General features: G+C 69.5%; 15 protein-coding genes. 3 read left to right on the forward strand and 12 right to left on the reverse strand.

Annotation, left to right across the window (positions count from 1 at the left end; genetic code table 11):
- Nucleotides 1-77 precede the first annotated feature (77 nt).
- Nucleotides 78-998, forward strand: a complete 921-nt coding sequence (murQ, locus tag C5B99_RS15970; protein ID WP_104244170.1) for an N-acetylmuramic acid 6-phosphate etherase — start codon at nucleotides 78-80, stop codon at nucleotides 996-998.
- Nucleotides 999-1066: 68 nt separating this feature from the next.
- Here the strand turns inward: murQ and C5B99_RS15975 are convergent, their stop codons facing one another.
- Genes C5B99_RS15975 through C5B99_RS19390 form a run of 5 tightly spaced genes read right to left on the reverse strand, consistent with a single transcriptional unit; the run spans nucleotide 1067 to nucleotide 5348 of the window.
- The gene (locus tag C5B99_RS15975; RefSeq protein WP_104243865.1) at nucleotides 1067-1900 is read right to left on the reverse strand and encodes an SDR family NAD(P)-dependent oxidoreductase; all 834 of its coding nucleotides are present in this window, start codon (nucleotides 1898-1900) and stop codon (nucleotides 1067-1069) included.
- Nucleotides 1893-2546, reverse strand: a complete 654-nt coding sequence (locus C5B99_RS15980) for a TetR/AcrR family transcriptional regulator C-terminal domain-containing protein (protein WP_104243867.1) — start codon at nucleotides 2544-2546, stop codon at nucleotides 1893-1895. The genes C5B99_RS15975 and C5B99_RS15980 overlap by 8 nt, the downstream gene beginning before the upstream one ends.
- Before the next feature lie 50 nt (nucleotides 2547-2596).
- A complete protein-coding gene (locus C5B99_RS15985) occupies nucleotides 2597-3688 on the reverse strand; it encodes an alcohol dehydrogenase catalytic domain-containing protein (protein ID WP_104243869.1) in 1092 nt (363 codons plus the stop codon).
- Nucleotides 3689-3690: 2 nt separating this feature from the next.
- On the reverse strand, nucleotides 3691-5178 hold the full coding sequence (locus C5B99_RS15990) for a cytosine permease (RefSeq protein ID WP_258063426.1): 1488 nt from the start codon (nucleotides 5176-5178) through the stop codon (nucleotides 3691-3693).
- Nucleotides 5175-5348: a hypothetical protein gene (locus tag C5B99_RS19390; RefSeq protein WP_181058060.1), complete on the reverse strand. Its 174-nt coding sequence runs from the start codon at nucleotides 5346-5348 to the stop codon at nucleotides 5175-5177. The genes C5B99_RS15990 and C5B99_RS19390 overlap by 4 nt, the downstream gene beginning before the upstream one ends.
- Nucleotides 5349-5501: 153 nt before the next feature.
- Here C5B99_RS19390 and C5B99_RS15995 point away from each other — a divergent pair, with 153 nt between their 5' ends.
- A complete protein-coding gene (locus C5B99_RS15995) occupies nucleotides 5502-6332 on the forward strand; it encodes a nitrilase-related carbon-nitrogen hydrolase (protein ID WP_104243873.1) in 831 nt (276 codons plus the stop codon).
- Nucleotides 6333-6359: 27 nt separating this feature from the next.
- Here the strand turns inward: C5B99_RS15995 and C5B99_RS16000 are convergent, their stop codons facing one another.
- Complete coding sequence (locus tag C5B99_RS16000) at nucleotides 6360-6629, reverse strand: hypothetical protein (protein ID WP_146082031.1); 270 nt, start codon at nucleotides 6627-6629, stop codon at nucleotides 6360-6362.
- 114 nt (nucleotides 6630-6743) lie between these two features.
- On the opposite strand from C5B99_RS16000, the gene C5B99_RS16005 reads away from it, so the two are divergent.
- Nucleotides 6744-7724: an aldo/keto reductase gene (locus C5B99_RS16005; protein ID WP_104243877.1), complete on the forward strand. Its 981-nt coding sequence runs from the start codon at nucleotides 6744-6746 to the stop codon at nucleotides 7722-7724.
- A gap of 43 nt (nucleotides 7725-7767) precedes the next feature.
- Here C5B99_RS16005 and C5B99_RS16010 read toward each other — a convergent pair whose 3' ends face one another.
- The 6 genes from C5B99_RS16010 to C5B99_RS16035 all read right to left on the reverse strand — a co-directional run bounded on the left by C5B99_RS16010 (nucleotide 7768) and on the right by C5B99_RS16035 (nucleotide 13787).
- Entirely contained in the window at nucleotides 7768-8226 is a 459-nt protein-coding gene (locus C5B99_RS16010; protein WP_104243879.1) for a Fur family transcriptional regulator, read from the reverse strand.
- A gap of 1 nt (nucleotide 8227) precedes the next feature.
- Nucleotides 8228-9064 carry a metal ABC transporter permease gene (locus C5B99_RS16015; RefSeq protein WP_104243881.1) on the reverse strand — a complete coding sequence of 279 codons (837 nt, stop codon included), beginning with the start codon at nucleotides 9062-9064 and terminating at the stop codon, nucleotides 8228-8230.
- 2 nt (nucleotides 9065-9066) lie between these two features.
- A complete protein-coding gene (locus C5B99_RS16020) occupies nucleotides 9067-9975 on the reverse strand; it encodes a metal ABC transporter permease (protein WP_181065038.1) in 909 nt (302 codons plus the stop codon).
- Nucleotides 9972-10781, reverse strand: a complete 810-nt coding sequence (locus C5B99_RS16025; RefSeq protein WP_104243885.1) for a metal ABC transporter ATP-binding protein — start codon at nucleotides 10779-10781, stop codon at nucleotides 9972-9974. The genes C5B99_RS16020 and C5B99_RS16025 overlap by 4 nt, the downstream gene beginning before the upstream one ends.
- Nucleotides 10778-11875: a metal ABC transporter substrate-binding protein gene (locus C5B99_RS16030; RefSeq protein ID WP_104243887.1), complete on the reverse strand. Its 1098-nt coding sequence runs from the start codon at nucleotides 11873-11875 to the stop codon at nucleotides 10778-10780. Before C5B99_RS16030 ends, C5B99_RS16025 begins: the two co-directional genes overlap by 4 nt.
- A 481-nt stretch (nucleotides 11876-12356) precedes the next feature.
- Complete coding sequence (locus tag C5B99_RS16035; protein ID WP_104243889.1) at nucleotides 12357-13787, reverse strand: dihydrolipoamide acetyltransferase family protein; 1431 nt, start codon at nucleotides 13785-13787, stop codon at nucleotides 12357-12359.
- Nucleotides 13788-13798: the final 11 nt, after the last annotated feature.

Raw genomic sequence — 13798 nt, forward strand, 5'->3', positions numbered from 1 at the left:
ATTTACTTACCCACCGCATCTCGTGTACTTTCATAACTCAGGATCGCACGGTGGCGAGCCGAGGACCGGAGACGAGCATGCCAGACACAGAGATCTCGACACTCGCGGCGCTCTCGACCGAGGGGCGCAATCCGCGCAGCATGGAGCTCGACACACTCGAGACCGAGCAGATCCTGCGCCTCATGAACGACGAGGATGCGACCGTCGCCGGCGCCGTCCGCGCCGCGCTCCCCGTCATCGCGCGAGCCGCCGATCGCATCGCGGAGGCGCGGCGTGCCGGCGGGCGACTCATCTACCTCGGCGCTGGCACCAGCGGCCGCATCGGCCTCCTCGACGCGGTCGAGTGCCCTCCGACCTTCGGCACCTCACCCGAGGATGTCCTCGGCGTCATGGCCGGTGGGTCGCAAGCGTTCGTGCGCGCCGTCGAGGGCGCCGAGGACGACCCCGAACTAGCTGAGCGGGAACTCGACGCAGTCGCCCTGCGGGCAGAGGACGTCGTCGTGGGACTCGCAGCGAGCGGACGCACGCCGTACGTCATCGGCGGACTCAAGGCCGCCAGGCGCCGCGGCGCCGCGACCATCTCCATCGCCTGCAACGCGGGCGCGCCCATCAGCGCGGAAGCCGATATCGCGATCGAGGTCGTGACCGGGCCGGAGGTCCTCACGGGGTCGACCAGGCTCAAGGCCGGCACCGCTCAGAAGCTCGTGTGCAACATGCTCTCGACGGCCAGCATGGTCCGCGGTGGCAAGGCCTACGGCAACCTCATGGTCGACGTCCGCCCATCCAACGCCAAGCTGGTCGACCGGGCTCAGCGCATCGTCGCCGAGGCGACGGGGGCGTCACGCGCCGACTCCGACGCCGCACTCGCATCGGCGAGCGATCATGCGAAGACCGCCGTGGTCATGCTGCTCGCCGACTGCGACGCGCAGCGGGCCGCCGCCCTGCTCACCGAGGCCGAGGGAAGCGTGCGCAAGGCGGTCGAGCTCGCCGCAGGCTGAGCCCGGCGACCGAGAGCTGAGCTGAGCTGAGCTGAGACACACCGCCCACAGGTCGACGGCCCTGCTCGTCACCGGGCGTCGAGGCCCACCAGCTCCGCGCTGCGCTTCCACAGGCCCTCGATGAGGTCCTCGTCGAAGATCTGCGGATTCACGTTGGTCGCGTGGTGCCGTTCGTCGTAGTACTCCCCCGCCTGCCAGGTCACACCGGGTTGCCCGGCGATGAACCACTCGAGCGTCTCGCCGCCCTTGGCCGCGCTGATCGTGAAGAGCTTCGCGAGCGGCGTGCGGTAGAGCAGGCGCATGAGGCTCGTCGAGTCGGAGGAGAAATTCGTGCCGACGACCCCGGGGTGGAAGGCGACGCTCGCGACGGGCCGTCCCGCCAGACCTCGGTGCAGCCCCTTGGTGAAGAGGATGTTCGCGAGCTTCGCGTCGCCGTAGGCCTTGTTCGCGCTGAAGCGGGCGTCGTTGTTGAGGTCGTCGAGATCGATGCGACCCATGAGCCGCGCCGCGATGCTCGCCGTGTTCACGACGGCCCCAACGCTGACCTGGTCGAGCAGGAGGTTCGTGAGCAGGAACGGTGCGAGGTGGTTGACCTGCAGGGTCAGCTCGTGACCGTCGACGGTGCGCGTTCGGTCGCCGAAGATGCCGCCGGCGTTGTTCGCGAGCACGTCGATCGGGCCGACCTGCTCGACGAGTCCTGCCGCGAGCTCCCGCACTTCGTCGAGGCGGGAGAAGTCGGCGACGAAGCGCTCCGCCCCGATCTCCTCGGCGACGGCAGCCGTCTTCTCCGCGTTGCGCCCGACGACGACCACGCGCCACCCCTTGGCTGCGAGGGCCCGCGCCGCCGCGGCTCCGATCCCGTCCGAGCCGCCCGTGATGACGACCGTTCGCGCCTCAGCCACGAGCGTTCGCCTCCAAGACGCTCTCGAGCCGCGTGATGATCGCCTCGAGTCCGAAGTCGAAGGCCAGCTCGAGGCGACGCGACGGCTCGAGCGACGTCGTCACGCCGTGGAGGACGGGGTGCGCGATGGGGTCGGCCGGCCACGGAATGGGCGGGGAGGCCGCATCCACGACCCGCCCGAAGGTGAGCCCTTCGAGCACGGCGATCGCGACGAGCGCCTGCTCGTCGGTGAACCCCACCGAGCGGAACGTGATCGCGATGGACTCGTAGACGTCGAGCGTCTCCTCGTCGCTCACGGGCTCCTGCACCATGATCGGCAGGGCCAGCGGATGCTTCGCGAGGGCCGAGGTGTAGTCCTTCGACCATTGCCGAACCTGGTCCTGCCAGCTCATGGCGGCGAGCGCCTCGAGGTCCTCCTCGGTGGCGTCCTCGAGCCCGATCGCGAGCGACAGCTCCGTGCTGATGAGGCTGCGGATGCCGTTGACGATGCCCGCCCGTCCGTGCACGTGGTGGTACATCGACGAGGCGCTCACGCCGAGTTCCTTCGCGAGGACCGGGATGGAGAAGTCGCCCTTTCGGTCGATCTGGTCGAGCGCAGCCAGACAGATCTTCTCGGGCGACAGAATCGGTACCCGCGGACGCGCCATGGTCACACTCCCAGTTCTCGATCCACGGCAGAGCGTGGAGATGGATCGGTCTAGAAGACTATGACGCTTCTCGCGCGCTCGCCTCTCCGCATGGCATCGAACGCGTCGTTGACGTCGCTCAGCTGGATGCGTTCGCTGATGAGCTTGTCGACGGGCAGGCGCCCGGCGAGGTAGAGCGCGGCGAGCTTCGGGAAGTCGCGGCCGGGCACCGTGGAGCCGTAGTTCGTGCCGATGAGGCGCTTGCCGGTCTCGGCGAGCATCAGGGCGTCGATCGAGACCGGGGCGTCGACCGGCGGGAGTCCGACGATGACGGCGGTGCCGCCCGGCGCGATGAGGCTGGGCAGGGACTCGATGGTCTGCACGCGTCCGATGGCCTCGAACGCGTATTCGGCGCCGCCACCCGTGATCTCAGCCACCTGGGCGGCGAGATCGGACCCAGGCACGATCGTGTGGGTCGCCCCGAGCTCGCGGGCCGCGGCGAGCTTGTCCTCGTTGAGGTCGATGGCGATGATGGGGTTCGCTCCCACGAGGTGCAGGCCCATGATGATGCTCTGCCCGACGCCACCGGCGCCGATGACAACCGCTGACTCGCCCGCGTCGACGGAGGCGTCGTTGACGACCGTGCCGATGCCGGTGGCGATCGAGCAGCCGATGAGGCTCGCGACGTCGAACGGCACCTCACGGGGAACCTTGATGGCCGCCGACTCCGGCACCACCGCGTACTCGCTCATCGTGCCGGCCGTCAGGTACGGGTACACGGGTTCGCCGTCGAGCGACAGGGGCGTCGTGCCGTCGGGGAGGAGGCACTCCTCGCTGCGGCTGCCCGTGCACACGTAGGCGCGACCGCTGAGGCAGGCGGTGCACCGGCGGCAGGGGTAGAACCAGCTGAGGATGACGTGGTCGCCCGGTTCGACGTCGACGACGCCTTCGCCGATGGCGATGACCTCGCCGGCACCCTCGTGGCCCATGACGGTGGGCGATGGCAGCTGCCAGTCGCCGTCGAGCACGTGCCGGTCGGAGCCGCAGACGCCGGACGCGCCGAGCTTCACGAGCACGGTGCCCGGCCCCGGCTCAGCGACCTCGATCTCGCGGATCTCGAGCTGGTTGCTTCCCTCGAAGTGAACTGCCGCTTGTGCGCGCATGGTCAGACCCCTTTCCGGGTGGTCGTCTGGTGAGTGGTCGTGGCTTCCGTGTCCGAGAACTCGCCGACGCCGCGGCGCCGGTAGAGCAGCTGGGCGAGCAGCAGGTACACGCCGCCCGAGAGCACGGTGGCTGGGGCCGAGGCGGTGAGGATCAGGAAGAGCGGATGCGTCTCGAGGGTCACCGGGTTGTAGATCCACAGGTAGAACGCCGCACCGACGACGACCGAGATGATGCCGGCCCAGTTGACGCCGCCCGTGAAGTGGTAAGCGCTCTCGCCTCGGAGCCGGTAGAGGTCGGGGAGGCGAACCCACTGGCGTCGGAGCACAAAGTAGTCGGCGAGGATCGCCCCGCACATGGCGGCCAGGAAAGCGCCGGAGATCGTGACGAACACCATGAACTGCTGGTACATGAAGTCCGGGAAGAACGTGAGGATCGCTGGGAGCACGAAGAACGAGCCGCAGAGCAGCGGCCAGGGCACGCGCCCGAGGAGGTTGCCGCTCGCCTGCCTGATCGCGAGCACCGTCGAGTAGACGATGGAGGACATGCTCGTGATGTTGGCGAACGAGATGAACAGCAGCATGAACGCGCCGAGGATCGGACCGCCGAGCGGGAGCATCCACACCGTCGGGTCGGAGTCGCCGAGGGTGAGCGCCGCGGCCATGCCGACGACCTGGGCGACGAGCGTGCCGACGATGAGGCCGGTGAACGCCGGCCAGAGCGCGGCCTTGGGCGAGCGGGTCATGCGCGCCATGGAGCCCATGACGGGGTACCAGGAGAAGCCGACGGCGACGTTGAACTCGACCGCGAGCATGAAGTTCAGCTGCGATTCCTCGAACGGCGCGAGGGGCTCGGCTGCGAAGAGCGCCTCCCAGGACGTGTTTGAGACGAGGAAGAACAGCATGAAGACCGTGACGAGCACGAGGCCCGGGGCGACGAAGCGGTTGAGCTTGCCGATCGTGACGGGGCCACGCGACAGGATGAGCCACGCGATGAGGATCGCGACGAGGCCGACGACCGTGACGAGGAGGCTGTCAGAGCCGAAGTCGGTGCCTGCGGCACCGTTGGCGACCTGCGTGACGGCGCGGCCGACCATGATGGCGAGGAGCGACGACCAGCCCATCTCGGTGACGAGGATGACCGTGAAGACGAGCACGCCCACGCCGATGAGCCCGAAGACGGGGCGGAGGATCGTGTACTGCTCGACGCCGAAGCGCGCGCTCGCCGCCGTGGCGGCCGGCACCATGATGCCGAGACCGATCGCGTTGCCGATGACCATCGCGGCGATGCCGTCCTGGAAGCCGACGAGCAGCGCGGTCGAACCGCCGACGAGGAACGCCCAGGTCGCGATCGCGAGGCTCAGGTTCACCCAGCTGTAGTCCCAGCCGGACCAGATGCGCTCCTTCTTGAGGAGCGGCAGCGAGCCGAACGTCGCCGCCTGGTCGAGTTCGGCGGATGCACCCTCGACCTTTCGCCCGGCGCCGCCGCTCACAGGATCACCACGAGGGCGCCAGCGGCCACGAGGGCCACGCAGGTGAGTGCGAAGAGGCCGATGTCACGGCCGCTCAGGGGTTCGTGCGCGATGTCGCCGGCTTCGGCGGTCGCGATAGAGTCGAGTCGTCTCGCGAGATCTGCCGTGATCTCCGGGTCGCGCATGTCCATGGGTCCAGCCTTCGTCGTCGAATCCAGAAGAACCGAATTACTTTCGGTTTCGGCTATCCTGAGGCTGCTCCCCCGGCCATGTCAAGAACTACTTTTCGAGAGACACGGCAGGCTCGAGATCCGAGCGACCACGACGACGATGTGAGGCTGGCAATGGCGCTGATTTCCGTACTGCAGGCACAGGGCGCCGTCGGCGCCGTCGAGGAGAACCTCGACCTCCTCCGCTCCTTCGCCGGGCGAGCGGCCGAGGCTGGCACCGACATCCTCGTCACGCCAGAGCTCTTCGCCACCGGCTACGCGCCAGAGCGAGTCGCCGGCGAGGACGGCTCGGCCATCCGCGAGCAGATCGCACGCATCGCCGCCGACTCCGGCATCGCGATCGTCGCATCCACGGTCGAGCACACCATCGAACGCTCAGCCGGGTTCGCCGCCAACGCCACGACCGAGCGCCGCTTCATCTCGGCTTCGCTCTTCGCGAGCGACGGCAACGAGCTCACCCGCTACCGCAAGTCGAACCTCTTCGGCGCTGAGGAGCAGCGGGTCTTCGACCTCGGGGATGCCGCCGCCGAGGTCGTCGAGGTCGCGGGCCTCAGGGTCGCGCTCGCCATCTGCTACGACATCGAGTTCCCCGAGATCGCTCGACGTGCCGCGGTCGCGGGCGCGGAGGCACTGCTCATCCCGACGGCCGTCCCGTCGACGGGCGACGTCGCGGGCGACCTGCCAGGGCACTCGTACAACGCCGAGGTCATCTCGACGCACATGGTGCCCGTGCGGGCCCTCGAGAATGGGCTGTACATCGCCTACGCGAACCACTCGGGTCCGGGATTCACGGGGCTCAGCTGCATCGCGAGCCCCTACGGCAACACTCTCGCCATCGCCGGTCGCGACGACACCGAGCTGCTGAGCGCTGAGGTCACGCCCTCGGAGGTGGCGAAGTCCCGCGAGGTCAACACGTACCTGAAGGACCTCCGCGACTTCCGCTAGCCCCGCACAGTTCTGCCAGCTGCACGCCTACCGGTCGCTCGTCGGCCCGATCGGCTCGGACGCCGAGCCGTCCTGGGTGTCGGGCCGCGCCGCATCCCTCGACCGTCGGCGGGCCGCCGTCTCGCGGCCCAGCTGCCGCCCGCCGAAGACGACGAGCACGAGGCCGACGACCAGCGACGCGATGCGCACCCAGATGGGAAGATCCGCGATGAGCGCCGGGCCGGCGAAGATGAAGGTGGCGGCAACGAAGTACCAGACGGCGACCTGCTGGGGAGCGGCTTCCTGCTCGGGCTTCATGCCCACAACCCTACGAGCGGCAACTGGACGCGACGTCGACGAGTCGGCCGCGGGTGTCGTCCGCGGCCACGGGTCATACGGGCCTAGGTCAGGTGCGGCGCGTTAGCATCGGGGATGCTTCAGCGAACCCTCGGCCGCACCGGCCGCCCCGTGTCCATCGTCGGCCTCGGCACCTGGCAGCTCGGCGCCGATTGGGGTGACGTCGACGAGCACGCAGCGCTCGACGTCCTCAGCGCCGCCGTCGAGAGCGGCGTCACCTTCTTCGACACCGCCGACGTCTACGGTGACGGTCGGAGCGAGACGCTGATCGGAACGTTCCGACGCGAGAACCCGAACGCCGACGTCTTCGTCGCCACGAAGATGGGACGCAGGGGCCCACAGGACCCCGCCGAGTTCACACTCGACAACTTCCGGGCCTGGACGGACCGCTCGCGCAGCAACCTGGGCGTCGACACCCTGGATCTGGTGCAGCTGCATTGCCCGCCCACCCCCGTGTTCTCGAACGATGCCGTCTACGACGCTCTCGACACACTCGTCGCTGAAGGTGCGATCGCCGCCTACGGCGTCAGCGTCGAGACCGCGGATGAGGCCCTCGCCGCGATCGCCAGGCCGGGAACCGCGTCCGTGCAGATCATCTTCAACGCGTTCCGCCTGAAGCCGCTCGACCTCGTGCTGCCGGCAGCGCGCGAGGCTGGCGTCGGCATCATCGCCCGAGTGCCCCTCGCCTCCGGCCTCCTGAGCGGCAGGTACACGAAGGAAACGACCTTCTCGGCCGACGACCACCGCACCTACAACCGCGACGGCAGCGCCTTCGACGTCGGGGAGACCTTCTCAGGCGTCGACTTCGGCACCGGCGTCGAGGCGGCCCGGGCGTTCGCCGCGGCGCTTCCCGAGGGCATCTCCCCCACCGCGGCGGCCATCGCCTGGGTCGCAGCGCAAGACGGAGTGACGAGTGTCATCCCCGGCGCACGCAACCGAGCGCAGGCGGAGTCGAACGCATCCGCCGCCTCGCTCGAGCTGCCCGCGGATCTCGACGCGAACGTGCACGAGATCTACGACCGGTTCTTCCGCCAGACGGTCCACGCCCGGTGGTGAGCGGCCCCGCTGGCGGCTCCACTGCGGGGTCGCCCCGCGCGGTTTAGGCGGACGCCGCAGCTGCAGCCGTGCACTTCGGGCACAGGCCGAAGATGTCGACGACGTGCCTCGCCTGCGTGTAGCCGTGCTTCGCGGCGACGCTCGACGCCCACTGCTCGACGGGGTCAGCCGTGATCTCGACGGCCGCTCCGCAGTTGCGGCAGATGAGGTGGTGGTGGTGCTCGCCCATGACGCAGGCGCGGTAGACGACCTCCCCCTCGGCGTTCTGCAGCGAGTCGGCCTCCTCGCTCTCGCTCAGCGCGCCAAGCGTGCGGTACACGGTGGCCAGCCCGATGCGCTCGCCAGCCGCCGACAGCCGCTGGTGCAGCACCTGGGCGCTCACGAACTCCGACGACTCCGCCAGAGCGCGGCGCACGGCCTCACGCTGACGGGTGTTCCTCTTGACGGGGGCCGCGGCAGCGCCGGCGGTCGCGCCGCCCTCACCGTTCGTCTCGTCGCTCATATCAGCCGACCATACCGGGGGCGGATGCGCGTTGCGAGACGCCCTGCGCGAACCGGTCGACGACGCCCTTCGCGAGGAGCGCGATGACGAAGATCGCGACCGCCGTGAGCGCCATCGACCCGCCGGCCGCGAACGACAGCGACCGGGACACCTGCAGGCCGACCACGGCGGCGGTGACGCCGAACGCGCAGGACAGGGCGAGCATCCACCCGATGCGCTTCGTGAGGAGCCTGGCCGCCGCCGCGGGAGCCGCGATCATGGCGATCGCCAGGATGGACCCGATCGCCGGCATCGCGACGACCACCGTGAGCGTGATGAGCGCCAGCGCCACGAGATCCCAGACTCCCTCGCGGAAGCCGGCCGCGCGGAAGCCGCGGGCGTCGAAGCTCGAGAACAGCAGCTGCTTGCCGAAGAGCGCGTACACGCCGAGGACAATCACGAGCGCCGCACCGAGCAGCCACACGTTGGTGGGGTTCATGGCGAGGATCGACCCCGTCAGGTACGAGTCGACGCGCACCGACTGGCCGCGGTTGAGCGACGCGAAGAGCATGCCGAGCGCGTAGCCGAAGCTCAGGATGATGCCGGCCGCCACCTGCTTGCCCTGCCGCGGCACTCGCGAGAGCGCGGCCATGAGCGCCACGAGCAGCAGGCTGAAGATGGATGCGCCCACGACGATGTTGATGCCCACGACGGCCGCGAAGACACCGCCGGGGAACGTCGCGTGCGTGAGGGCGACGGTGTAGAAGGCACGCTGGCGCAGCAGCACCAGCACACCGACGAGACCGCTGAGGAGGCCGACCAGCGTGCCCGTGAGCAGCGCGAGAGCGAAGTAGTCCATGGCTACGAGACCACCCCGGCAGCGGATGCGGGGGCACGGCCAGCAGCGGCGGCGGCGCCTCGGCGGCGGGCGGCGGCGAACGCGGTGAGCCTCGTCACGATGACCACCACGAGGTACAGCGCGACGAGCACGAGCACGAGCACGGCGCTCGGGGAAGCCTGGATGCCAGCATCCAGCGACAGCCAGAGGCCAGCCCAGAGGCCGACGAGCCCGCAGCCGACCGACACGAGGAGCGAAACCACGGCGATCGCCCAGACTCGACGCGTGACGAGGCGAGCGACGGCGACCGGCACGATGAGGAGGGCGAGCACAAGCAGGTTGCCGACCGCACGTGCGGCTGCGACGACCACGAGCGCGATCGCGATGTTCAGCGCCAGCTCGTAGGCGAGCACCCGCATGCCGGACGCCTGCGCCTGCTTGCGGTCGAAGGAGACGAGCAGCTGCTCCTTCCAGGTGCCGAGGACCAGCAGCACGGCGGTGCCGCCGAGCACGCAGATCGCGACGATGTCAGCGCTCGAGACCGTGAGGAGCTGCCCGAAGAGGAGATGCTCGAGTCCTGACGCGTAGTCGACGCTGCGCGAGACGATGACGATGCCGAGGGAGAACGCACCGGCGAGGACCACGGCGATGGTCGCGTCTGAGCCGATGCCACGCGCCGAGGCGATGGTCAGTGCAACCGTCGCGATCAGGGCCGCGATGCCGGCGCCGACGTAGACGCCGTCGGTGCCCGCCGCAATGAAGCCGATCACGACGCCGGGGAACACCGAATGCACCAGGCCGTCGCTGAGGAACTCGAGGCCGCGCAACGCGAGGGCCGTGCCGACGATGGCACTCGCGACCGCGAGCACGATGATGGCGACGGCCGCGCTCTGCACGAACGGCAGCTGCAGCAGGACGGAGAGATCGGTCACACCCGGGCCCGCTCGTGATCGTCGCTGTCGTCGCCGCCCGGCGCGCAGACCGTGCCGTGGGCGCCGCCGTGCGCCTCGGTGTCTGCGGACGTGCCGGAGAACGCCGCCGCGAGCGCCGCATCCGTCAACGCCTCCGAGATGGGCCCGCCGGCAATCTGCCTGCCGTTGAGCAACAGCACGTGGGAGCACACCTCATGCGCGAGCTCGAGGTCGTGCGTCGAGACGACGATACCGACCCCGGTCTCGCGGAGGCGGCGCAGGGTCGCGATGAGCGCATCCCGGTTGGCGCGGTCGAGGCCGTTGAACGGCTCGTCGAGGAGGATGAGCCTCGGCTCGGTGGCGAGCGCCCGAGCGAGCAGGCCGCGCTGCCGCTGGCCACCCGACAGCTCCCCGAAGGTCGTGTTGGCGAGCTCGGTGAGCCCGACCGTCTCGATGGCGCGACGCACGATCTCGCGGTCAGCGGCTCGCGGCCACCGGAGCAGCCCGATGCGCCGGTAGCGGCCCATCATCACGACCTGGCGGAGCGAGACGGGGAAGTCGGGGTCGATGTGCGTCGACTGCGGCAGGTAGCCGACCTCCGACGCGCGAGACCCCGGAGCCGAGCCGAGCACCTCCGCGGTGCCGCTGGTCGACAAGAGCCCGAGCAGCGACTGCAGCAGCGTCGACTTGCCCGCGCCGTTCGGGCCGAGCAGCGCGACCGCGTCGCCCTCACCCAGCTCGAACGACACACCGGTCAACGCAGGCGCCTCCCTGCCATAGGCAATGGAGGCGTCGCGGTACGAGACGAGCGGGGTTGGATGCGTCACTGCTGCGCGAGCACCTCAGGCACGTCGGTCGCGGTGGCGCCCCAGGAATCGATGATCATCTGAGTATTGTGCACCGTCGCACCGACATACGTGCCCGTCGGGGTTCCCGGCTCGCCGAGCGCATCCGTCGCCAGTGCCTCCTCACCCGAGAAGACCTTCGCTCCGGTCTGCGCCGCGATGGTCTCTGCGTTCTGCGGGGAGAGCTGCGTCTCGGTGAAGATGGCCTTCACGTTGTGCTCCTTGATCTCGGCGATGAGGGAGTCGATCTCGGCGGCGCTCGGCTCGGCGCTGTCGTCGAAGCTCGGCATGATCGAGCCGACGAACGTGATGCCGTACTGGTCGAGGTAGTAGTGGAGCGCGTCGTGGTTGGTGACGACGACCCGCTCGGCCTCGGGGACGGCGTCGACGTTCGCTGCGATCCACGTGTCGAGCTCCGTCAGCTCGGCGTCATAGGTGTCGGCGTTCGCCTGCACCGCGGCGGCGTCGATGCCGGGGAGCTCCTCGAGGTGCGTGGCGATCTCGGCCGCCATGAGCTTCGCGTTCGCGGGTGAGGTCCACGTGTGGGGGTTGCCCTCGGCGTGCTCATCCTCAGCGTGCGCCTCGCCCTCCGCGTGTGCCTCCTCCTCGTGGCTGTGCTCTTCGCCCTCGGCGTGCGTGTGCTCGTCCTCGGCGTGCTCTTCCTCACCGTGCTCGTGCTCGTGGCTGCCCGACAGCGTGACGTTGGCCGAGGCATCCACGACCTCGCCCGAGTAACCGCTCGACGAGACGGCCGCGTCGAGCCACTCCTCGAGTCCAGCGCCGCTCGAGACGACGAGATCGGCCGAGCCGAGCGCGACGAGGTCGGCGGGGGTCGGCTCGAAGCTGTGCGCGCTCATGCCGGGCTGCAGCAGCTGCGTGACCTCGACGTTCAGGCCCTCGGTGAGCTCGCGGGTGAAGTCGGCGACCTGCGTGGTGGTCGCGACGACGGTGAACGACTCGCCCTCCGCGGTGGGTGCCGCGGCACTGTCGGTTGCCGCGGTCGGACCGGAGCAGGCCGCGAGCGCGAGGGTGGACAGGCCGGCGAGGGCGATGAGGGCAGGAGAGCGAAGGTTCACCCGTGGAGTGTAATTCGTACTGAGAATCAATGTCAATTGCGCGGGCTGGGAATTGCGGTCGGTAGCTCGGTGGGTCGGTGACTGGGCACAGAGTTGTGGATAGACGCTGCTACGACCCGCGCCAACGACACCCCGCCACAACTCTGTGCAACGCGGCGAGCGTGCATCCCCGTCCGCCCTCACCTCACGGTCCGGGAACCGAGCCCGCGCCCGGGCGCCCCGGCGGCTGGGTGGCTCGGTGACTGAGCACAGAGTTGTGGATAGACGCTGCTACGACCCGCGCCAACGACACCCCTCCACAACTCTGTGCAACGCGGTGAGCACGCGCGGTAGGCACGCCTCCCCGGAGCCGGCGCAACCAGTGACCAGAGTTGTGGCGAAGTGCGCCTCGGCGAACGCGGAACCGCGTTTAGCCACAACTCTGGCCGCCGTTGCGGGGACGGCCGGGCGCGCGGACGCGTCCGACCGCGGCCAGCGGGGCTCAGTCGAGCAGCAGCGCAGGCTCCTCGACGATCGTCGCGACGTCGGCGAGGAAGCGGCTCGCGACGTCCCCGTCGACCAGGCGGTGGTCGAAGGAAGCGCCGAGCGTCGTCACCATGCGGGGGCGAACTTCATCCTCGAACACCCACGGCTTCAGCTTGATGGTGCCGAGCGCGAGGATGCCCACCTCGCCGGGGTTGATGACGGGCGTGCCCGTGTCCATCCCGAACACCCCGATGTTGGTGATCGTGAAGGTGCCGTCGCGCATCTCTGTCGGCGGCGTCTTCCCGTCGCGGGCGCGATACGTGAGCTGCTCGATGGCCTGCGCCAGCTGGTGCAGGGTCATGGCGTGCGCATCCTTGATGTTCGGCACGATGAGCCCACGCGGGGTCGCGGCGGCGAGGCCGAGGTTCACGTAGTGCTTGACCGTGTACTCCTCGTCGGTCCACGCGGCGTTGACCATCGGGTTGCGGCGGATCGCCCACATCACGGCTCGCGCCACGATGAGCAGCGGCGACACCTTCACGCCGGCGAAGTCGGGCGACGCCTTGAGGCGCTTCACGAACTCCATCGTGCGCGTCGCGTCGACGTCGGTGAAGAGCGTCACGTGCGGTGCCGTGAACATCGACGAGACCATGGCGTTCGCCGTTGCCTTGCGCACGCCCTTGACGGGGTGCTTCTCCTCGCGTACCTCGCCCCAGATGGGGGTCTCGAGGTTCTTGAAGACACTCGCCTGCTGCGCGTGGCGGATGACGTCGTCGCGGGTCGTCTCACCGGCGAGCCCGGTCGGCTCGACCTGCGACAGGTCGACGGCGAGGTCCTTCGCAAGCTTGCGGATCGGGGGCTTCGCGATGATCGGCGACGCGGATGCGGCGGGCACCGACCCGGGGCGGGCCTGCGTCCGCGCCACCCCAGGTGCTGGAGCGGGAGCCTGCGCGGCCGGGCGATGCGACGGCTGGGCCGGGGCGGGGATCTGCGCGGGGCGCGTCGGCTGGGCTGGTACGGCCGACTTCTTGCGGCGGCGCGTCGTGGGCGCGTCACCGAGTCCGTAGCCGACGAGCACCGAGTTGGCGCCGGACTCGGCGCCCTCGCTGGAGACGGTGGAAGCCGCATCCGCCTGTGCCGCGTCGAACTCGAGGTCGGCAGCTGGTGCCTCCGGGGCGGCGGGCGCCTCGGAGCTGCTCGAGGACCCAGCGGTCTCGATGGAGAGGATGTGCTTGCCCACGTCGACGGTCTGGCCCTCGCTCGCGAAGAGCTCGACGACGCGCCCCTCGAAGGGGCTGGGCAGCTCGACGATCGACTTGGCCGTCTCGATCTCGCACAGCGTCTGGTTCAGCTCGACGCTGTCGCCGGCCTTCACGTGCCAGGAGACGATCTCGGCCTCGGTGAGTCCCTCCCCGACGTCGGGGAGTTCGAAGTTCTCGGTGCTCATTGGTGTGCTTG

The sequence above is a fragment of the Pseudoclavibacter sp. Z016 genome (genome assembly GCF_002931215.1).
Classification (GTDB): Bacteria; Actinomycetota; Actinomycetes; order Actinomycetales; family Microbacteriaceae; genus Pseudoclavibacter.

What these genes read in the sequence shown, in the direction of transcription:
- murQ (WP_104244170.1), top strand. Translation starts at nt 78, where the DNA reads ATGCCAGACACAGAGATCTCGACACTCGCGGCGCTCTCGACCGAGGGG.
- C5B99_RS16005 (WP_104243877.1), top strand. Translation starts at nt 6,744, where the DNA reads ATGCTTCAGCGAACCCTCGGCCGCACCGGCCGCCCCGTGTCCATCGTC.
- C5B99_RS16035 (WP_104243889.1), bottom strand. Translation starts at nt 13,787, where the DNA reads ATGAGCACCGAGAACTTCGAACTCCCCGACGTCGGGGAGGGACTCACC.
- C5B99_RS16015 (WP_104243881.1), bottom strand. Translation starts at nt 9,064, where the DNA reads ATGGACTACTTCGCTCTCGCGCTGCTCACGGGCACGCTGGTCGGCCTC.
- C5B99_RS15985 (WP_104243869.1), bottom strand. Translation starts at nt 3,688, where the DNA reads ATGCGCGCACAAGCGGCAGTTCACTTCGAGGGAAGCAACCAGCTCGAG.
- C5B99_RS15980 (WP_104243867.1), bottom strand. Translation starts at nt 2,546, where the DNA reads ATGGCGCGTCCGCGGGTACCGATTCTGTCGCCCGAGAAGATCTGTCTG.
- C5B99_RS19390 (WP_181058060.1), bottom strand. Translation starts at nt 5,348, where the DNA reads ATGGACATGCGCGACCCGGAGATCACGGCAGATCTCGCGAGACGACTC.
- C5B99_RS16000 (WP_146082031.1), bottom strand. Translation starts at nt 6,629, where the DNA reads ATGAAGCCCGAGCAGGAAGCCGCTCCCCAGCAGGTCGCCGTCTGGTAC.
- C5B99_RS16010 (WP_104243879.1), bottom strand. Translation starts at nt 8,226, where the DNA reads ATGAGCGACGAGACGAACGGTGAGGGCGGCGCGACCGCCGGCGCTGCC.
- C5B99_RS15995 (WP_104243873.1), top strand. Translation starts at nt 5,502, where the DNA reads ATGGCGCTGATTTCCGTACTGCAGGCACAGGGCGCCGTCGGCGCCGTC.